This window comes from Cyclobacterium sp. (genome assembly GCF_014762705.1).
Taxonomy (GTDB): domain Bacteria; phylum Bacteroidota; class Bacteroidia; order Cytophagales; family Cyclobacteriaceae; genus Cyclobacterium.
In genome coordinates this window covers 1-19421 of record NZ_JABURL010000012.1, presented here as the reverse complement: position 1 = coordinate 19421, position 19421 = coordinate 1, and the positions used below count along the sequence as shown (strand labels likewise).

Genomic DNA, 19421 nt, shown 5'->3' with positions numbered 1-19421 from the left:
GGAAAAAGGATTTCAACCTGCTTTGGTAATTAGCTGGTTTTACTCCAAAAGTTCTACCTGATAGGCCACTTCATGAAAATCACCGGGAGAAAGGCGGATGATTCCCAACTTGTTCTTGAGTTCACCATCATGGCCTACGGTATCGGCAATACCATTCCATGGCTCTATGCAAATAAAACCGGCATTTTCGCCTTTTGTCCAAAGTCCCAGCCATCGGAAATCAGAAAATTGCATGGCATAGCCCTTTCCACTTTTTTTGCTTCGGATGCTTAGGTATGAAATTGGATTAACATCAAATATCAATGCGTCATTGCTGAACAGTTCCTGCTTTAGGTCCAGTTTGCCTTGTTCCAGAGGAAGTGATTTACGGTCTGCCGCAATCAAACCATTTTCCAGGAAATAAATGGGTAGGGAGGACAGTTGCTCCTGCCCAAAATCCAATACATAGTCCTCAAAAACTTCTCTATCAGGCAGCAGGGGGCAGCGGAATCCCGGATGGGCGCCTATGCTGAACAACAAGTCTTGCTCCGGGGAAGGGTTGTTTACCCTGTAATCCACTTGCAAACCCGTATTAATAAGCGTGTACCGGATAATCAATTCAAAATCAAAGGGAAAATTTTCCAGACTCTCTTTATCCGGTTTTAATACAAAAGAGAGGCTATTCCCGGATTGATGCAGCAACTGAAAGTTGCGGTCACGGGCAAAACCATGCTGTTTCAGGGTATAGCTTTGGTTGGCATGGCTGAAACGATCGTTTTTTAATTTTCCAACAATGGGAAACAGCACCGGGGCATGTCTGCCCCAAACAGCAGGATCAGCCTGCCAGAGGTATTCCGTGCCCTTGTATTTCAGTGAGATACATTCCGCACCCAGGCTGGACACCTGGGCTTCAAGGGGTCCATTCTTTACTGTGTAGATGGCTGCTTTTGTCATGGATGAGAAAGGATAGGGATGAATTAAAATCGAATTCAGGTAATTTTGTAAAAAAGCGGGGCAAAAAAAAACCTTTCCTAAAAAAAGGAAAGGTAACGTGCGCACGAGAAGATTCGAACTTCCACACCCGAAGGCACCACCCCCTCAAGATGGCGTGTCTACCAGTTTCACCACGTGCGCAGTTTGGAGAGGCAAAAGTAGAGATATAATAGCATCAGTGCAAACAAAAGCTGAGAGAAATTAATAAAGCCCATGCTAAAACTTGATAGCAGAATGCTTTGTGAATTTTTAATACAACCTTCTTTTTTTTGCTGCTCCGGACAGGTTACCGGATATACCAGGTATTGCCTGTTATTGCCATTGCGAGAGCCATCAGGACTGGGTTTGGCTTTTTACGACGAAAAGGAATATTTGAGAAATAAAATCAAAGGATAAATAAGCCGGGAACAGGCTAACAGCCTACAGCAAATACTCCATTTTTATATCACAGCGCTGGTAGGTGCCCGGCTCCATGGGGATTTCCCGGAAACCCAGTTTCCGGTACAGCGCAATGGCAGGTGCAAGGATGGAGTTGCTGTAAAGCAGGACTTTCACCGCCCCCTGCTTTTTGGCCCAGTCAAGCGCAGCTTGTCCCAGCAACAACCCGATCTTTTGGCCCCGGGCTTTGGGCAATACGCCCATTTTGATCAGCTCATATTGCCGGTTGCTCATTTTTTTCAAACCTACGGTGCCGACGATTTCTCCCTGCCATTCGGCAAACAGCACTTCCCCGCCAGGATTGATCAGGGTTTCGCAGGGGCTTTGCAACTGGGCCAGGTCAAAAGGCTCCATGGCAAAGTATTTTTCTATCCATTCCCGGTTGATAGATAGAAAATAGGGTGCCAGGCTTTCGCTGTAGGGGAGGATGCTTACCTTTTCCATAACCAAAAATAAGGAAGCCGGTGGGTAAAATAAAGTAAATTCAGAAAAGGAATCTAAAAACCAAGGTCAAATTGATTTCCGGGCTTGTCTTTGGCTTCCAGTTGTAACAGCTTGAGCTTTCTCCACAGCCCCCCGGCATAACCGGTTAATTCTCCCGTGTTGGCAATGATCCGGTGACAGGGAATTACAACCAGCAGGGGGTTTGCGCCTATGGCAGCTCCTACTGCACGGACAGCGGTGGGTTTGGCCAGGGATTTGGCAATGTCATGGTAGGAAACCGTATGGCCAAAGGGAACCTTGTTTACTTCCATCCAAACCAATTTCTGGAACTCCGTGCCCCCGATACCTACAGGGATGTCAAAAATTTTTAGTTTTCCTTTGAAATAAGCCTCCAACTGTACCATGATATCCAGGAAAAAGGGTTTATCGGCATTTTCCGATGCCTTATCTTCCGTAAACCGGCAGGACAAAAGAAAGTCATCTTCGGCGATGAGCCGGATATTTCCTAAGGGGGACGCCATTACCACTGTTTCTTTCATATCCTCTTCAACTTTAAAACCAAAAACAAGGTTTAACCTAAACTGAGGCAGTGAGACACTGCTGCTTTTCCAATGAGATATTCTTTGTTCAGCCCTTTTTTAAATAAAAATACTTGCGACTACTGGCTCATGATCAGAATGGTGCCAGCAAAAGGGTAAACATTTTAACAGGTTTTGGCAGAAAATGTTGCCGGTAATTATGCTGTCGACGGGCTATCGATCATGCAAAGGTAGGTTTAATTTCAGTTTCTACCAACTACTTGCACATTATACCAGCATCATGCGGTATTTCCATACTTCCCGTACTGTATCTGCTGCTACTTCGAAAGGCTTGTAGAGGGGGTTGCTGGAGCAGAGCAGCAGTTGTCTTTTTTCCTTCAACTGATTGTAGGCCAGTTTGAAGGTGACACCATCCTGTGCCGTGACGATGACATACTTCTCTCCGTCTTTGATGCGGGTCCAGTCGTCCATGTATTCGCAGATAATCCAGGCACCGTCCGGTATGGGGTCCATGGAGTCACCATCTACCTGAAAAACCCGGTGTTTTTTGTCCTGCGGCAGAAAGGGAAGGTGAAATCGGGGCAAGTCACCTATGAAATCCGGATCCGAAAAGCCGGCCAGATAGCTGGCTCTGGCTTTTTGGGAAACCACTTCTATCAGTTCTCTTCCGGCTGCATCCACCGTGGTGGCCAGGATGCGCAGGTCCCGGCCCTTCAGGTAACGGCTGGTCTCCAGGATTTCCCCGAGCTTGTGGACGGGGTATTTTTCCAGGTTTTGCTTGAGCATCAGATCCACGGATACTTCCAGGTATTCACAGATTTTTACCAGGGTATCCAGAGGAGGGCTGACGTTCAATTCATACCCTGCCAGTTTGGAGCGGCTGATACCCAGGCTTTCAGCCATCAGGGATTGGGTGAGCCCCTTTCTTTTGCGCAGGAGTTTGATATTGGCATGCAGGTACATGGATAAATTTTTTAAGACTGTTGATAAACAAATATAAAACATTATGTTTAAATTATAAACAAAAAATTGTCAATATTATTAACATATAGATGTTTGTAAAGAAAGGAGAGAAGGATATGGAGACTAGTCGGAATATTGTGCACCTGGACCTGGACAGTTTTTTTGTGTCTGTGGAGCGGTTGCATGACCGCAGGCTTTATGGCAAGCCCATTCTGATCGGAGGGTCTGGGGACCGGGGAGTGGTGGCTTCCTGCAGTTATGAGGCCAGGCAGTTTGGCATACATTCGGCCATGCCCATGCGTACCGCCCGGCAGCTTTGTCCGGAGGCGCTGCTGGTCCGTGGCGATTTTTCCCGCTACAGCCAGAAATCCCATGAAATCACCGAAATCATCCGGGAGAATGTGCCGCTTTTCGAAAAATCATCCATAGACGAATTTTATGTGGACTACACTGGCATGGACCGGTTTTTTGGCTGTTTTAAAATGGCCAGGGAGCTGCGGCAGAAAATCATGCAGCAAAGTGGTCTGCCCATTTCCCTGGGGCTTTCGGAAAACAAGACCGTGTCGAAAGTGGCCACGGGAGAGGCCAAGCCGAACAATGAAAAGCAAGTACCCCATGGAGAGGAAAGACCTTTTCTGGCACCTTTGTCTGTACGGAAAATCCCCATGATCGGCAAAAAAACCTCCCATACACTGTACAATATGGGAGTGAAGCGTATCCATACCTTGCAGGGCATGCCGGCAGAACTGCTGGAGTCGGCCTTTGGGAAAAATGGCCTGCTGATCTGGGACAAGGCCAATGGGATTGACCGTTCACCGATTATTCCATATACTGAAGCCAAATCCATTTCCTCGGAGAATACTTTTGAGGCAGATACCATCGATGTGCGTTTGCTGGAGGCTACATTGATAGCCATGACCGAACAGCTGGCGGGCAAGTTGCGGCAGCAGCAAAAACTCACTTCCACGGTAGCTGTGAAGATCCGTTATTCCGATTTCGACACCCATACCATGCAGCAGCGGGTGCCATTCACGGCTGCAGATCACATGCTTCTCCCGGTGGTCAAGGCACTTTTTCAGCGATTGTACCAGCGGCGCATGCTGATCCGGCTGATAGGGCTGCGCTTTAGTGGATTGGTACATGGCCATTACCAGATCAATTTGTTTGAGGATACAGAAGAAAGTATTTCCCTGTACCAGGCCATGGACCGCATCAACGGGAAGTATGGTGACAAAACGGTCTGCAGGGCATTGGGCATGCAGGTGGGGCGCAGGCGGTTCAATCCCTTTAACGGGAAGTAAGTCTGAACAACTTTTAGTAAACCGCAAGCAGCTCTACCGGAAGTGGTTGTCAGGCTATTGCCCCTGACCAAGGGAGTAGGCCCGCTGCCCGTCAAAGGTATAGAGATTTTCCGTTTTGATTACGTCTACATCATTTTGTATGGCATGGATCAGCAGTTCGGCAATCAATATGTTGGTGCCGGCATTGTTTTCTTTCAGTTCAAAACGACACCTCCAATGGTCTGTACAAAAAGTCTCTTCAAAGCCTTCCGGCCATACTTTTACTCCCCGGTTGGTGATCATCTTCAGCTGAAATTCGGGATGCAAGCCCTTTATTTTCTCACCGAGGTGGTCGGGATTGCTGCCTTTCCAGTCGATAAAAAGATCTACTCCCTGCAGCACTTTCTTTCCTGGAGTCTTTCTCTGGTAAGCAGGAATCCGGATTTGTACCTCTTTGGCATAGGAGACAGGCTTTATTTTTTTGGGTAATTTACCCAGCCTCTCGATTACCGCCCGGGCAAAATCCCTGGTGCCGACTTTCTCCTTGCTCAGTCCGGGACGGAAGATGTCTTCGGTATGTATGCCTTCCTCCAGCGTACAAGACCAGGCGTTCTTGATCTTTTCTGCCGTTTCCGGCTGACCAATGTGGTTGAGCATCATTATGGCAGCCCGTAAGAGACCGGAAGGATTGGCCAGATCCTTGCCGGCCAGAGGAGGAGCAGATCCATGGATGGCCTCAAACATGGCACATTTTTCACCGATATTGGCCGATCCTGCCAGGCCTACAGAACCTGAAAGCTGGGCAGTGATGTCTGAAACCACATCCCCGTAAAGGTTGGGCATTACCAGCACATCAAACATTTCCGGACTGTCTGCCAGCCGGGCTGCCCCGATGTCTATTATCCAGTTGTCGGCTTCAATATCCGGGTATTCAACCGCTATTTCCCGGAATACCTGGTGAAAAAGACCGTCAGTCAGTTTCATGATATTGTCCTTCGTAAAACAACTTACTTTTTTTCTTTGATAGAGCCGGGCGTATTCAAAAGCATAGCGGACAATTCGCTCGCAACCGGGTCTGCTGATGAGTTTCAGGCATTGTACCACCTCATCGGTTTGCTGATGTTCGATGCCCGCATACAGGTCCTCTTCGTTTTCTCTGATCACCACCAGGTCCATATCCGGGTGTTTGGTAGGGACATAAGGATGAAAACTTTTACAAGGCCTGACATTGGCAAATAGGCCCAGACTTTTCCTCAATGTGACGTTGAGGCTTTTGTATCCTCCTCCCTGTGGGGTGGTGATGGGGGCCTTTAAAAAAATCTTGTTGCGGCGGATGCTTTCCCAGGCATTTTTGCTTATGCCGCTGCTGTTGCCGGAGAGGTATACCTGCTCTCCGATCTCTATGGGATCCCATTGGATTTTAGCTCCCGATGCCTGAAGTACTTGTAATGTGGCCTCCATAATTTCCGGGCCAATTCCGTCCCCCATTGCTACCGTGATTTTTTGCATGTGTTTTTATGTTTGTTACGGCACAAAAGTAAAAACACATAAACATAAATTTTTATTTATGTTTTAAATATTAAATATAAATAAAATTTATTAAATAAAAATCATTTAGCGCAGGCCGGCATTGATGACCTGTAGTTGCTCCTCACCCGGGCACAGGGCTTTCTCTCCTAAAGTATTGAATGCCCCGTCCGAAGTGTTTAGGATATCGTGCAGGTCACCAAACTCGGTATTGATGTACAGCAGACCGGTTAATATTTCATTTTTTGCCCGGGCCTGCTGCATGGCATTCACAGCCGAAAGCCGGTCTTCCGGGTTCCATTCAGGGGCCAGCTTGTGCAGCCGCATTACCGTGCCGTCGTGCAATGAAACTGCTGTATCTGTACCTGCTGCATATTCCGCTTTGATGGCTTCCCTTTCGGGAACAAAATCCAGGGTACCCGTAGCCTGCATGTGTTCCCGCACATAATCGTAGGATTTGGTAGAGCCGGGGTTGTTGTTAAAGGTCACACAAGGAGACATCACATTGATAAAGGCCAGCCCCTTGTGCTGTATGGCTGCTTTGATCAGGGGTACCAGTTGTTGTTTGTCCCCACTGAAACTCTGTGCGACAAAGGTGGCGCCCAACTCTACGGCCAGGCTGGCCAGATCTACCGGCTGAAAGGGGTTGATGTGTCCGGATTTGCTGGCCGAGCCTACATCTGCTGTGGCCGAGTCCTGCCCCTTGGTAAGACCATAGCAACCATTGTTCATGACGACATATACCATGTTCAGGTTTCTGCGGATGACATGGACAAACTGTCCCATGCCAATGGATGCCGTGTCTCCATCTCCTGAAACACCAAAATAGACCATGTTTTTATTGGCCAGGTTGGCACCGGTGGCTACCGATGGCATGCGTCCGTGTACGGAATTGAAGCCATGGGAATTGCCCAGAAAATAAGCCGGTGTTTTGGAAGAGCAGCCAATGCCGGAGATTTTGGCTACCAGATGGGGTTCTATGGACAATTCAAAGCAGGCCTGCACGATGGTGGCACTGATGCTGTCATGACCACAACCCGCACAAAGGGTAGAAATGGTACCCTCATATTCCTTTAGGGTGTATCCCAGTTTGTTTTTGGGCAGTTTCGGGTGTCTAAATAAGGGTTTCAGATAAGTCATGGGGCACAGCGTTTTTTTGCTTTAAATAATCGGAAATCTGTAGGACAATGTTATCGGCGGTGATGGGCATGCCATCGTAATTCAGCACAGAAACCAGTTTCTTTGGGTTCATTTGCATCTCGTTGATAATCAGGCTGCGAAGCTGCCCGTCCCGGTTTTGTTCGATGATGAATACCAATTTGTGGGAGCGGATAAAGGCTTCGGTTTCAGTTCCAAATGGAAAAGCTTTGATGCGAATGGCATCCAATTGGATTTCTTTTTCTTCCAGGATGTCTTTTGCCTCCTCTGATGAATAGGTAGAAGTACCGAAAAAGAGCATGCCGATTTCACTTTGGTTGCTTTCCTGATATAGGCTGGGGGCAGGAACGATTTTTTTGGCAGTTTCCCATTTGGTTTGCAGCCGGTCCATGTTGCGTTTGTAAGCAGCACTGTCCTCGGTATAGACTGCATATTCATCCCGGGATGTTCCCCTGGTAGTAAAAGCCCCTTTGGAGGGATGTGTACCGGGGTAGGTTCGGTAGGGGATACCGTCCCCTTCAGTGTCCAGGTAACGTCCATACCGGCCCATATCTTCCAGTTCTTCCTTATTCAGGACTTTACCGCGGTCGTATTTTCGGTTTTCATCCCATTGGAAGGGCTCACTCATATGGTCGTTCATGCCCAGATCCAGATCGGTCATCAGAATGACCGGTGTTTGCAGGCGGTCGGCCAGGTCAAAACAATCAGCGGTCATCCGGAAACATTCCTCCGGAGAAGCCGGAAACAACAAGGGGTGTTTGGTATCCCCATGGGAAGCGTAGGCTGCCAGTGTGATGTCAGATTGCTGGGTTCGTGTTGGCATGCCCGTGCTGGGTCCTGCCCGCTGCACATCTATCAATACGGCCGGTACTTCTGCAAAATAGGCCAGTCCTATGAATTCGTTCATCAGCGAAACACCCGGTCCGCTGGTAGCGGTAAGTGCCCTTGCACCGTTCCAGTTGGCCCCGATGACCATTCCCATTGCTGCCAGTTCATCTTCTGCCTGTACCACAGCATAATGGTGCTTTCCGGTTTGGGGATCAATACGGTACTGGGAAGCAAATTTTTCGTAAGCCTCTGCTACCGAGGTAGAGGGTGTGATGGGATACCAGGCCATCACCGTAGCACCTCCATAAACTGCCCCCAGGCCACAGGCCGTGTTGCCGTCCACCATGATCTTATCCCTGACCAGGTCCCGTCTTTCCAGATAAAAATCCAGGGGGTAGTCAAAATGCTCCCTGACGTAATCCATACCCAGTTTGATCGCAGTGATATTGGGGGCGATCAGTTTTTCCTTTCCCGCAAATTGTTCTTTGAGCAGGCTTTCCAATACCTCAAATTCAATTTGGAGCAGTACGGACAGGGCACCTACATAGATGATGTTTTTGAACAATTGCCGCTGCCTGGGATTGCTGAAGTTTTCATTGGCCAGTTCCATCATCGGGATTCCCAGGTAATGGATATCTTCCCGTATCAGGTCAGGTGAAAGTTTTTTGGTGCTGTCGTATACCAGGTAGCCGCCTTTCCGCACACTTTCTATATCCTGTTTCATGCTTTGGGCATTGACGGCCACTAGAAGGTCAATGCCTTCCCTACGGCCCAGGTACCCTTTTTCGCTTACCCTCACCTCATACCAGGTGGGCAAACCCTGTATGTTTGAAGGGAAAATGTTTTTGGGTGTTACGGGAATCCCCATCCTGAAGATGGCCTTGGCGAAGAGAAAGTTTGCACTGGCCGAACCGGTGCCATTGACATTGGCAAAACGGGCGACAAAATTGTTTATCCGGGCTCTGGGCCGGGGAATGGCTTGTGTCATGCTCATATGTTTTCTGCTTTGGTTACGCTGTAGAAAAATTGCTGCATGTCCCAGGCAGAAGTAGGGCAACGCTCAGCACAAAGCCCGCAGTGCAGGCAAACGTCTTCATCTTTGACCATCACACGGCCGGTTTTTAAGTTTTCCGAAACCAGGATATCCTGGGTTTTATCTGTAGCCGGTACCAATAATTTTTGTCTCAGCTGATCCTCATCTTCTTCGTTGGTGGTGAAAGTAATGCAGGAAGTGGGGCAAATGTCCATGCAGGCATCGCATTCGATGCAGCGATCAGCCGTAAAATCTGTCTGTACATCACAATTCAGACAGCGTTGGGCCTCCTTGTAGCCGGTGGGCAGATCAAAGCCCAGTTCTACTTCTTTTCTCCGGTCCAGCAAGGTGACAGATTTCTCTGCCTGTGGTACCAGATAGCGCTGATCGATGGTCACCGGGCTGTCGTAGCTCCACTCGTGGATGCCCATTTTGGTGCTGAAAAGTTTGGTATAGGGAGCGGGTCTTTGGGTAATGTCCTTTCCCTGACAATACAAATGTATGGACACTGCAGCCTGGTGCCCATGGGCCACGGCGGTAATTACATTTTCCGGACCGAAGGCTGCATCTCCTCCGAAAAAAACCTTGGGATGGGTGGATTGGAAGGTTACTTTGTCCACTTCTGGCATATTCCATTCATCAAATTTTAATCCCAAATCCCTTTCTATCCAGGGGAAGCTGTTTTCCTGACCAATGGCAATCAAGACCTCATCTGCCTCAATGAACACGTCAGGTTCTCCGGTAGGGAGCAATTTTCTTTTACCGGCATCATCATAAATAGCTTTTACACGTTGAAATTTCATGCCGGTGAGTTTTCCGTTTTCCACTTCAAAACTCAAAGGGACATGGTTATCAAAAATTTCAATGTCCTCGTGCATGGCATCCTCTTTTTCCCAGGGGGAAGCCTTCATGTCTTTAAACGGGCTCCTGACCACCACTTTGACACTTTCTCCGCCCAGTCTCCTGGAAGTTCGGCAACAATCCATGGCGGTGTTACCTCCTCCTAAAACAATGACCTTTTTGCCGATTTTGTCGATGTGTTCGAAGGCCACTCCTGCCAGCCATTCTATTCCGATATGAATGTGCGCATCTCCTTCCTTTCTTCCCGGCAATTTTGGCAAATCCCGGCCTCGGGGAGCACCTGTACCTACAAAAACAGCATCGTAATCTTTTTCCAGTACTTCTTTCAGACTTTCAACGTAAGTCATGAACTGGGTATGAATGCCCAGATTCAATATATACCCTACTTCTTCATTCAATACTTCTTCGGGCAGGCGAAAGGCAGGTATCTGACTGCGCATCATGCCTCCTCCGGCGATTTGTTCATCGAATAGGTGAATTTCATAACCAAGCGGAGCCAGATCCCGGGCTACCGAAAGAGAAGCCGGACCTCCCCCTATGAGGGCTATTTTTTTACCATTGGGGGTGAATGGTCCCTGAGGCATCAGGGATTGTACATCTCCCTTGTTGTCTGCCGCCACCCTTTTTAGCCTGCAGATGGCTACGGGTTCCTCTTCCACCCGGCCTCTGCGACAGGCTGGTTCACATGGCCGGTCACAGGTCCTGCCCAGAATCCCCGGGAATACATTGGATTCCCAATTGATCATGTAGGCTTCGGTGTATTTTTCTGCTGCGATTTTGCGGATGTACTCTGGTACAGGAGTATGGGCAGGACAGGCGTACTGGCAGTCCACTACTTTGTGGTAATACTCCGGATTTCGGGTATCTGTAGGTTTCATGGCATTTTGGGTTTTTTGCCCTTCCTATTTGGGCAGTATTTACTATTGCAGAATAATTTTACAAAATAAAGTCATCTATGCAAACGATTGTCTAAATAATTTTTCCTTAGCGCTTTATTTGTGCAATTGAGTTTGATTTAAGCAAGCCTCCTGTTTTATTTACATGTTATCTCAGATGCCAGGAATTGCAGCTACAAAATCCCGGTTTTTTTATGAAAAGACATTTACCGATCCATTTTTAAAAGCTATTTTTGACCGGTTAATTATTAAATGATGAACAAAGCTGATTGGAATAAAATGCTGGAAAACCGGGTTCCGGAGAAGGCCATTCCCTATTGCTGCGCCCTGTGGGAGGAGGAGCCCTTTCACTTTGAAATCACCCGTTCCAGGATTTCCAAATTAGGAGATTTTCGGTACAGGAGGGGCCATGAAATCCAAAAGATTACCATCAATCACGATTTGAACCCCTATCAGTTTCTGATCACTTTTGTTCATGAGGTAGCCCATCACCGGGTTTTTAGCCAATACAAGGGTGTAGGGGTCAAACCCCATGGGCCGGAATGGAAGCGCTCTTTTCGGTTTTTGATGGCCCCTTTACTGCATAAAAATGTTTTCCCCATGGATGTGTTGATTCCCCTTCGCCTGTACATGAACAACCCCAAAGCAAGTACCGGAGCGGATTTCTTTTTGATGAAGGAATTGAAAAAGTATGACAGGCGGCCTGCTTCATATTCTGGGGTGCTATTGGGCGATTTGAAGACAGGTGCTCAATTTGGCCTGAGGTCCAGGATTTTTGAAAAGCTGGAGACCAAAAGGTCCAGAGTACTGTGTATGGAATTGTCAACGGGTAGAAAATACCTGATTTCCAGGCATGCGGAAGTGGTAGAAAAGGACGATGAGGGAGATGTCCCTTTTTAATTTTTACCGGAATCGGAAATTTGTTGTCGGGCATTGATGCCCAGATTTTTCAGTTTTTCAGCTTGGGAGACCAGGTTGCCTTTCCCTGTTTTCAGTTGTTTGATGGCAGCATCGTAGCTGTACTGTGATTTTTCCAGGTGTTTGCCGATATCTTCCAGGTTTCCCAGAAAGGAGGCAAACTTATCGTACATGCGACCTCCTCTTTCTGCAATTTCCAGGGCATTTTTGGATTGATCATCACGAATCCACAGGTCTTTGATCATTTTCAGGGCCGCAATCAGGTTACTGCTGCTGATCAGCAATACCCGTTTTTTATAGGCATATTCCCAGAGCCGGGCATCTGCCTGCAGAGCTACTATGTAAGCTGCCTCCAGTGGCACAAACATGATCACAAAGTCCAGTGCCCTGGCATAGCCTTCATATTGCTTGCCGGATAGTTGGTCAATATGGGTTTTAATGGCCTTGAGATGCATTTCCAGGGCATTTTTTTGATCGGGTTCATCGGTGGCACTGCTGTATTTTTCGTAAGCCAGAAGTGAAATTTTAGCATCTATGATGACCTTTTTGTTATCCGGATAATGGATGATCACATCGGGTTGCATTTTTTTTCCATCCTGACCTAGCAAGGGATTGCCGGCATCGTCTCTTAAAAACTCCTGTACACTGTAGTGCCTGTTTTTTTCCAATCCGGAATTTTGCAGGATGGTCTCCAGGATGGCTTCCCCCCAGTTGCCCCTGATTTTGGCGTTTCCCTTCAGTGCATTGGTGAGGTTCCTTGCTTCCTGGCTGATCTGTTGGTTGAGTTCGGCCAGCTCCTTTACTTTTCTTTCCAGTGAAAAGCGCTCCTTGGATTCCATGGAATAGGTTTCCTGGACCTGTTTTTTAAATGCCTCGAGGTCCTTTCCCAGCGGATCCAGAATCCTTCCTATGTTTTCCTGGTTTTGCAGGGAGAATTTCAGGGATTTTTCCTCCAGGATTTTGTTGGCCAAAAGTTCAAATTCCTGTTGAAACTTTTTCCCCATCTTTTCCAGTTCCTGCTCCTGAAAAGCCAGCTTTTCGCCCAGATAGTGCAATTTGGACTCCAGCTTGTTTTTATCCAGGGCCAATTCGTATTTATCTCTCTCCAACGCCTTGATGGTTGCTGTCTGGGTGTGATACAAATCTAGTTGGCGGTTCAGGTTATCGCTGAGTAACTGTCTGCTTTCTTGTAGTCCGTTCCTTTCCATGGTCAGATCTCTGATCCTTTCCTGAAGCGTCTCCTTTTTTTGAAAGTTGCTATAGCTAAAGAATGCCATTCCTGCCAGCGCCATTGCCATAAAGATCAGGGCTACAGTTTCTATTCCCATAAGCAAAATTATTTAGGCAGTTTCATTTCTCTGCCTTATGGCTTCATAAATGACAATCCCGGTAGCTACCGATACATTCAGACTTTCTATTTTGCCCAATACCGGGATCTTTACAAATTCGTCACACAGTTCCATCAGTTCCTCGGATATGCCATCTTCTTCTGAGCCCACCACCAACACCGTAGGTAAGGTCAGGTCTGCTGCATACATATTCCGCTCTGTTTTTTCGGTTACACCCACTACATTGAGGCCTGATTTTTTCAGGTCTTTCAAGGCGTAATACAAGTTTCTTTCCCTGCTTACCGGTAAAAAATTCAATGCACCCGCTGAAGTTTTTACGGCATCGGAATTGATCTGTGCACTGCTTTTTTCCGGAATCACAATGGCATGAACACCTGCTACTTCAGCTGTCCTGGCGATGGCTCCGAAATTTCTGACATCAGTCACCCTGTCCAGCATCAGTATGAGCGGAGCTACGCCTCTGGAATAACAGCCATCCACCACATTGTCCAGTGAAGCATAGGCAATTGCTGAAATATAGGCCACCACCCCCTGGTGGTTTTTACGGGTAATGCGGTTCAGCTTGCTTTCCGGTACTTTGGTCACAGGGATTTTTTTCTCTCTGGCGATTGCAAGTAGTTCCTTTAACAGATCCCCTTTCAATTCCTTGTTCACTAAAATCTTATCGATTTGCTGATCCGCATTAAAAGCCTCCATTATAGGCCTGATGCCAAACAAGTAATCTTTTTGGTTGTCTTCTCTGTCGATCAGAAAACCATCCTTCCGTTTCTCCATGCTGTAATGTTTTTGAACCAAATCGGCTGGTAGGCCCTTGACCGGTTCAATGTATAATAATTGGGGGTTAAAATATTTTTTATGCGGGCAAAGGTAAAAGTAATTTTTGAATTTGAGTCTTGTGACTGGTAAACCCAGGTTTCTTTGTCCTTATCAAAGTAAACTTCCTGCGGGGGGCCCATGATAATATAAACCATTCCACGGTCTGTAGCCCAGCCTTCCTTGAAATCTGTAAAGAGAATATTGGCAAACTCCACTTGCCTGAAATATTCTTTTATCAGGGTTTTTGCTGTTTCCTCATCCCGGGTCATTCTAATCCAATATTCATCCAACGCGGTTTTTTTGTTTTCTGCGGCAAGCAGGGTTTCGTGTTCCTTACGGGTAGAAATATAGGTCACCATTTGGATCATTTCCTCCCAGGTCGAGACCCTGGGGAAAGTTTGGCTGGCAGTTTTAATCATCAGTCCTGTGGTTGAACTGGTGTCTGCCTGTATGTAATAATATCCCGATTTTTCAAATGGAACGGGCACATTCACCAGGAAACTTCCCTCATCCACCACCTCGGTCTCCCTTGGGATATCCGGTGTGTTGGTTTCCATTGGGGGTAGGGGGAGAGGAAATTCCCGCGGGTAATAGTATCGGTATAAGTTTACCCCTTGCTCACTTTTAAATAAAAGGGATTCTTCCACATTTAAAAAATTCTGATCAAAGGGAATGTCGTTGCCATAATATGCTCCAAAGCTTGGCTGTTCTGGTACAAATGGGCTGATAAGGTCCGCATGATAAATATATTCATCCTGCTGCCTGCTATCCAATGCCCTGAAGATCACATAAGCCTCTTCCTGATCAGCCGGAATTTCTACTGATTCTTCAAAATAGAAATGTCTGTCGGTATCCGCTTTCAGCAAGTCCCTGTCCAGGGCAATCACCTGCTCATCTGCAATGGTTTGCTGGAAGCTATTGACTATGGTGTAGCTGAAAAGATAATTGTCAAAATCAGGATCCTCTTCAATTTTTTCTACCACCATTTGAAGGGTAAAGGTTCTTTCGGCCGTTTTTATAGGGATCACTTTGAGGGAGATCCGGGAATATCTGGAGTACCTCAGGTTTTGGTTAATGCTTTGCAGATTGTTTTGTGCATGAACCGACAGCGACAAAAAGCAGAGGACGGCCAGGCAACCAATTATTTTTTTCATGTGCAATGACTTTATTTTTTCCATAGTTGGTTTTAAAAATTAACCTTAATTTTGTTGAAAATAATAAAATTTTAAATGGCTACCTATACAACGGAAATTACTTCCGATAAGTTGATCAGTGATAACCCTATTCATCAACGCCTATTGAAGGCCTACATTGTCGCTAAAGATTATGTTTTCGGTGATTTATTGGAGATTGGATGTGGTGAAGGAAGGGGGGTGGAGGTTTTGGGTCCCCTGGTTGACCATTACCATGGAATGGATAAAATTGGCGATATCCTGGAGATACTGAAAGTCAAGCATCCTGACTTTGTCTTTGAGCAGGCCGTTTTGCCACCCATGCCTGGCCTGAAAGACAACACTTTTGATGTAGTGGTCAGCTTTCAGGTGATTGAACACATCCCCGATGACTTGTTGTACTTGCAGGAAATCTACAGGGTATTGAAACCGGGAGGATTTGCCCTGATTTCTACCCCTAATATTCGATTTTCTCTTTCCAGGAATCCCTGGCACATCAGAGAGTATACCCCAGATCAACTTCAGGATCTGTGTTTGAAAGTATTTGACAAGGTCGAGACCAAAGGAATTGGAGGCAATGAAAAGGTATGGGAATACCATAGGGCCAATAAAATTTCAGTAGAAAGAATAACCAAATGGGATTTCCTTAATTTGCAGTACCGCCTTCCTGCCGGTTTATTGAAAATCCCCTATGAAATTTTAAACCGCTTTAACCGCAACAAGCTGCACGAAAAGCAGGGAAAAGCCGTGGAGGAAATATTTCATGCAGACTACCTGTTTTTGGATGATCCCAAGGAGGCATTAGACCTCTTTTATTTGCTGCACAAGAAAGCGTAAAAAGGATAAGTTTTGCCCATGCTGTGCCATTTTTAACGCACAGCATGGGCAAAATTACTTTTTTATTTTTTCACTTTAATTCTGCCTTCATGCTGTCAGGTACCTCACTTGTAGGTTGGTTTTTACTTTCTTTGCATTCTTTGGCCCATTGAGCCAAACAATCTTTCATATTCCTGTTGCAATTGATTCGCCTTTTCTTCAAATCCTTGTTCCCTTAATAAGGGAATGAAGTAGCGAAGCATTTGCATGGAAATGGAAGCCTCCCTGTCCATCGCGCGCCCTGTTTCCTGGTAGAAATCCAGCATTTCTACAGATCGGGAGGACATTTCATCTATAATGTGCATGGCTTCTTCTTCCATACCCAATTCAAGGAGTAGCGGAACGGCTTGTCCACTTGCCAGATCATAGGGGACGGCCCCATGTGGGAATTTTTCCAGGCTAAGACGCATGATGTCCTCGGCCCTTTGCAAATCCCCCTCATCCAACAGCGCAATGGTAATGCTGTTTAATACACTTCTGTGATTGGAAGTAAACCTTCTGAACTCATCATCAAAGTAATTGTCCGGGTCATTCATTCCCCTGAAGGCAAATTTTTCAGTGACATTGGTATAGGCCAGGTCTGTATTGATCAATTCCTCCTGGTTATCAGGTTTTTGTATGGGCAACAGGCGGTAAGTAAGGCCTTCCATCACCACGTGGTCACTGATGTCAAAACCGATTGTAGCCAATGAAGTGTTGTTGAAATAAATCGGCCGTTCCCAGTTATTGGTAGCTATCAGGTCCAGAAGCATTAAATTGCCTTTGGTTACATAATTTCCCTTAAGCCTGATATTGATATCAGGTATCCTTAAATCCCTGAATTGTTCCGGAACAATGTCCAGGTTTTCGATTTTTTCCTGGTCAATTGACATGGAGAGCGTCCTTGACGGGACGGTATTGATGCTGCCAGACCTGCTGGAAGATAATTTAAGGAGTTCACTGTCGCTTTTTAGCAATTGAAGGTAATCGGGCAGTGGCAAGTTGTCAAGCCTGTCGGTGATGTACAAAACGTCATTGGTGCCTTTTTTGAAGTTATTGTACTGTAGTGTGAAATCCAGTGCAGCCGATTCATTGACTGGTCTTGTCATTTGCTTCACATACCAATCCGTATCAAAATAACTCAATACGATCACCCGAACATCTGTACGGAAACCTTCCACTTCCTGAACGTACCACAATGGAAAGGTGTCGTTATCACCTCCGGTAAACAAAATGGCATTGGGCGCACAGGATGCCAGGAAATTCCGGGCCGCATCTACCGAAAAAAAGCGATCTGACCTGTCGTGGTCATTCCAGTTTTCGCTTGCCATTAACAAAGGTACAGGTATGGTAATTAATGTGGCATACAAACCTGCCATTACCAGGTCTTTTTTTAACCGGGCCAACTGCCTGCTTATGGCCAAAACACTGAAGCCAATCCAGATGGCAAATGCATAAAAAGAACCCACATAAATATAATCCCTTTCACGGGGTTCGACTGGAGGGGAATTCAGGTACAGTACCAGCACTACCCCCATCATTAAGAAAAGCATTAATGTCAACCAGAATGATTTAGGATCATGTTTGGCTTGAAAAAACATCCCTATCAGGCCTAAAAGCAAGGGGAGCATGAAGTAATTGTTATGTCCTTTGTTGTTTTTAATGTATTCCGGGAAATCTGTGCTGATGCTGGTCCAGATACTTAAAAATGGTGCATCGCTGAAATCGCTTTCCCGACCGCTGAAATTCCACATAAAATACCGCCAATACATGTGCCCCAGCTGATGGTCAAGCATAAAGTAAATATTGTCGAAAAATGTGGGATCTTCCCCTTCCCTCAGGCCCAGCTTTGATTGATAAATCTGCATGTGTCTGGCCTGGGTAGAATAAATCCTGGGGAGTATGGTGGTTTTTTCAGGATCATAGATGTTTTCCAATTGGTAATCCACCACTTCGTACTTTTCTTCTCCTTTTGCATAGACTGGAGCTCCTTCTACCTGGTCGATCACTTCGGCAGTGAAGTATTGGCCATGCAACAAAGGGCGGTATCCGTATTGTTCTCTTTTAAGGTAGCTGACAAAGCTGATAATGTCTTTGGGGTCATTTTCATTGATGACAGGTTCTGCATTGGCACGGATAACAATCAGTGCATAAGAGCCATAACCGATAAGGATAAAAGTAAGGCATATCAAAACGGTACTCATGATTACCTTCCTTTGCTTGTGTGCATAAACAAGGGCATAAACCAGACCGCCAAGAAATAATAAGGAAAAACATATTATGCCTGCACCGAAAGGAAGCCCCAGGCTGTTGACAAAGAATATTTCCATGGTTCCTGCGATGCTTGGGAGCCCGGGGATGATAATATTGTTGATGATCACCAGCGCAATGCCTCCCAACACAAAAGCAATAATCCCCCCTTTTAGGTTGTGGTTTTTGTATTTTTTAAAATAAACAACCAATGCCAGTGCTGGTAGCGTGACCAGGTTTAAAAGGTGTACACCTATGGACAAACCAACCAGATAGGCAATGAAAATCATGTATTGATTTTCGGCCCGTGGATCTTTGATGACATCCCACTTCAGAAATGCCCAAATAACGATGGCTGTAAAAAAGGATGACATGGCATACACTTCTGCCTCAACTGCAGAAAACCAAAAACTATCCGTAAAAGTATAGGCCAAAGCTCCTATCAGGCCGGCTCCCATCAGCTGATAGGTTTGTTCCTTTGTAGCCTCCTCCTTGCCTAATGAAAACAATTTCCTACCCAGGAGAGTAATGGTCCAGAAAAGAAATAATATGGTAAAAGCCGAAAATAAAGCACTTCCCACATTCATCCAATAGGCAATGGCCAGATTATCCCCAAAGGAAAAAAAACTGAACATCCGGTAAATCAACAAAAAGAAAGGGGCTCCGGGAGGGTGCGGAACCTGTAGTTTATAAGCTACTGCAATAAATTCCCCTGGATCCCAGAAGCTGGCGGTTTCCTCTATGGTGAGTAAATAGGTGATGAACGCAATTAAAAAGGCGGTCCAACCGAATATATTGTTCAACCTGGCATATTTTGGCATGTGATCGGATTGTTTTTGAAAAACGAAATTAAAAAAATTATCAGGAATTATGGTTGAATTAACTATTTTTAAGTAGGATGATGTCTGGTTTTGATCCCTTATTCCATGGTTTTACCTGTTGGTTAGATTTTATTTTATTTTTTTTTAATAATATTCTTGCAAAATATAATTTTTAAAATAAACCAATTGCAGATTTAAACTAGAATTAAATATCTTATCAGGCTGTAATAATTTGGGAAATACAAGATTCAGGCATATTACGTAGTATACAAAATTTTTGTTTTTTTAAATATTTTTTTTT

General features: G+C 45.9%; 16 protein-coding genes and 1 tRNA gene. 4 read left to right on the top strand and 13 right to left on the bottom strand.

The annotated features are described in order from the left end of the window. Positions 1–39: 39 nt before the first annotated feature. Together HUJ21_RS00800 and HUJ21_RS00795 are read right to left on the bottom strand one after the other, a co-directional pair. Positions 40–933, bottom strand: coding sequence for an aldose 1-epimerase family protein (locus HUJ21_RS00800; protein ID WP_291366479.1), 894 nt, complete (start codon positions 931–933; stop codon positions 40–42). Positions 934–1031: 98 nt separating this feature from the next. Continuing rightward, positions 1032–1113, bottom strand: a tRNA-Leu gene (locus HUJ21_RS00795). A gap of 72 nt (positions 1114–1185) precedes the next feature. Between HUJ21_RS00795 and HUJ21_RS00790 the strand changes: the two genes are divergently transcribed. Further along, positions 1186–1368 (top strand): hypothetical protein, encoded by a 183-nt coding sequence (locus HUJ21_RS00790; protein ID WP_291366477.1) that lies wholly within the window; start codon positions 1186–1188, stop codon positions 1366–1368. Positions 1369–1392: 24 nt separating this feature from the next. On the opposite strand, the gene HUJ21_RS00785 is transcribed toward HUJ21_RS00790, so the two are convergent. The 3 genes from HUJ21_RS00785 to HUJ21_RS00775 form a co-directional block, all read right to left on the bottom strand. Beyond that, entirely contained in the window at positions 1393–1854 is a 462-nt protein-coding gene (locus HUJ21_RS00785; RefSeq protein ID WP_291366475.1) for a GNAT family N-acetyltransferase, read from the bottom strand. 53 nt (positions 1855–1907) lie between these two features. Next, positions 1908–2393, bottom strand: coding sequence for a methylated-DNA--[protein]-cysteine S-methyltransferase (locus tag HUJ21_RS00780; RefSeq protein WP_291366473.1), 486 nt, complete (start codon positions 2391–2393; stop codon positions 1908–1910). A 267-nt stretch (positions 2394–2660) separates the two neighbouring features. Then, positions 2661–3356 carry a helix-turn-helix domain-containing protein gene (locus HUJ21_RS00775; RefSeq protein WP_291366471.1) on the bottom strand — a complete coding sequence of 232 codons (696 nt, stop codon included), beginning with the start codon at positions 3354–3356 and terminating at the stop codon, positions 2661–2663. A gap of 116 nt (positions 3357–3472) precedes the next feature. Here HUJ21_RS00775 and dinB point away from each other — a divergent pair, with 116 nt between their 5' ends. After that, positions 3473–4657, top strand: a complete 1185-nt coding sequence (gene dinB / locus HUJ21_RS00770) for a DNA polymerase IV (RefSeq protein WP_291366505.1) — start codon at positions 3473–3475, stop codon at positions 4655–4657. A 54-nt stretch (positions 4658–4711) separates the two neighbouring features. Here dinB and HUJ21_RS00765 read toward each other — a convergent pair whose 3' ends face one another. From HUJ21_RS00765 to HUJ21_RS00750, 4 genes are all read right to left on the bottom strand, one after another. Further along, the gene (locus HUJ21_RS00765; RefSeq protein WP_291366469.1) at positions 4712–6145 is read right to left on the bottom strand and encodes an NADP-dependent isocitrate dehydrogenase; all 1434 of its coding nucleotides are present in this window, start codon (positions 6143–6145) and stop codon (positions 4712–4714) included. Positions 6146–6250: 105 nt separating this feature from the next. Then, positions 6251–7303, bottom strand: a complete 1053-nt coding sequence (locus tag HUJ21_RS00760; protein ID WP_291366467.1) for a 2-oxoacid:ferredoxin oxidoreductase subunit beta — start codon at positions 7301–7303, stop codon at positions 6251–6253. After that, entirely contained in the window at positions 7278–9143 is a 1866-nt protein-coding gene (locus HUJ21_RS00755) for a 2-oxoacid:acceptor oxidoreductase subunit alpha (protein ID WP_291366465.1), read from the bottom strand. Before HUJ21_RS00755 ends, HUJ21_RS00760 begins: the two co-directional genes overlap by 26 nt. Next, a complete protein-coding gene (locus HUJ21_RS00750; RefSeq protein WP_291366463.1) occupies positions 9140–10921 on the bottom strand; it encodes an FAD-dependent oxidoreductase in 1782 nt (593 codons plus the stop codon). The genes HUJ21_RS00755 and HUJ21_RS00750 overlap by 4 nt, the downstream gene beginning before the upstream one ends. Positions 10922–11191: 270 nt before the next feature. Here HUJ21_RS00750 and HUJ21_RS00745 point away from each other — a divergent pair, with 270 nt between their 5' ends. Continuing rightward, entirely contained in the window at positions 11192–11839 is a 648-nt protein-coding gene (locus HUJ21_RS00745) for a transcription elongation protein SprT (RefSeq protein WP_366483469.1), read from the top strand. Here HUJ21_RS00745 and rmuC read toward each other — a convergent pair. From rmuC to HUJ21_RS00730, 3 genes are read right to left on the bottom strand one after another with little or no spacing between them, the layout of a single operon-like run. Further along, on the bottom strand, positions 11836–13185 hold the full coding sequence (gene rmuC, locus HUJ21_RS00740; protein WP_291366461.1) for a DNA recombination protein RmuC: 1350 nt from the start codon (positions 13183–13185) through the stop codon (positions 11836–11838). The genes HUJ21_RS00745 and rmuC overlap by 4 nt on opposite strands. 12 nt (positions 13186–13197) lie before the next feature. Further along, positions 13198–13980 (bottom strand): 23S rRNA (guanosine(2251)-2'-O)-methyltransferase RlmB, encoded by a 783-nt coding sequence (rlmB, locus tag HUJ21_RS00735; protein WP_291366459.1) that lies wholly within the window; start codon positions 13978–13980, stop codon positions 13198–13200. Then, positions 13953–15176 carry a GWxTD domain-containing protein gene (locus tag HUJ21_RS00730; RefSeq protein WP_291366457.1) on the bottom strand — a complete coding sequence of 408 codons (1224 nt, stop codon included), beginning with the start codon at positions 15174–15176 and terminating at the stop codon, positions 13953–13955. Before HUJ21_RS00730 ends, rlmB begins: the two co-directional genes overlap by 28 nt. A gap of 75 nt (positions 15177–15251) precedes the next feature. On the opposite strand from HUJ21_RS00730, the gene HUJ21_RS00725 reads away from it, so the two are divergent. Further along, a complete protein-coding gene (locus tag HUJ21_RS00725) occupies positions 15252–16031 on the top strand; it encodes a class I SAM-dependent methyltransferase (RefSeq protein ID WP_291366455.1) in 780 nt (259 codons plus the stop codon). 122 nt (positions 16032–16153) lie between these two features. Here the strand turns inward: HUJ21_RS00725 and HUJ21_RS00720 are convergent, their stop codons facing one another. Next, on the bottom strand, positions 16154–19120 hold the full coding sequence (locus tag HUJ21_RS00720) for a DUF2723 domain-containing protein (RefSeq protein WP_291366453.1): 2967 nt from the start codon (positions 19118–19120) through the stop codon (positions 16154–16156). Positions 19121–19421 lie beyond the last annotated feature (301 nt).

Coding starts and splice junctions, on each gene's coding strand:
- HUJ21_RS00800 (WP_291366479.1), bottom strand. CDS start 933: ATGACAAAAGCAGCCATCTACACAGTAAAGAATGGACCCCTTGAAGCC.
- HUJ21_RS00790 (WP_291366477.1), top strand. CDS start 1,186: ATGCTAAAACTTGATAGCAGAATGCTTTGTGAATTTTTAATACAACCT.
- HUJ21_RS00785 (WP_291366475.1), bottom strand. CDS start 1,854: ATGGAAAAGGTAAGCATCCTCCCCTACAGCGAAAGCCTGGCACCCTAT.
- HUJ21_RS00780 (WP_291366473.1), bottom strand. CDS start 2,393: ATGAAAGAAACAGTGGTAATGGCGTCCCCCTTAGGAAATATCCGGCTC.
- HUJ21_RS00775 (WP_291366471.1), bottom strand. CDS start 3,356: ATGTACCTGCATGCCAATATCAAACTCCTGCGCAAAAGAAAGGGGCTC.
- dinB (WP_291366505.1), top strand. CDS start 3,473: ATGGAGACTAGTCGGAATATTGTGCACCTGGACCTGGACAGTTTTTTT.
- HUJ21_RS00765 (WP_291366469.1), bottom strand. CDS start 6,145: ATGCAAAAAATCACGGTAGCAATGGGGGACGGAATTGGCCCGGAAATT.
- HUJ21_RS00760 (WP_291366467.1), bottom strand. CDS start 7,303: ATGACTTATCTGAAACCCTTATTTAGACACCCGAAACTGCCCAAAAAC.
- HUJ21_RS00755 (WP_291366465.1), bottom strand. CDS start 9,143: ATGAGCATGACACAAGCCATTCCCCGGCCCAGAGCCCGGATAAACAAT.
- HUJ21_RS00750 (WP_291366463.1), bottom strand. CDS start 10,921: ATGAAACCTACAGATACCCGAAATCCGGAGTATTACCACAAAGTAGTG.
- HUJ21_RS00745 (WP_366483469.1), top strand. CDS start 11,192: ATGATGAACAAAGCTGATTGGAATAAAATGCTGGAAAACCGGGTTCCG.
- rmuC (WP_291366461.1), bottom strand. CDS start 13,185: ATGGGAATAGAAACTGTAGCCCTGATCTTTATGGCAATGGCGCTGGCA.
- rlmB (WP_291366459.1), bottom strand. CDS start 13,980: ATGGAGAAACGGAAGGATGGTTTTCTGATCGACAGAGAAGACAACCAA.
- HUJ21_RS00730 (WP_291366457.1), bottom strand. CDS start 15,176: ATGAAAAAAATAATTGGTTGCCTGGCCGTCCTCTGCTTTTTGTCGCTG.
- HUJ21_RS00725 (WP_291366455.1), top strand. CDS start 15,252: ATGGCTACCTATACAACGGAAATTACTTCCGATAAGTTGATCAGTGAT.
- HUJ21_RS00720 (WP_291366453.1), bottom strand. CDS start 19,120: ATGCCAAAATATGCCAGGTTGAACAATATATTCGGTTGGACCGCCTTT.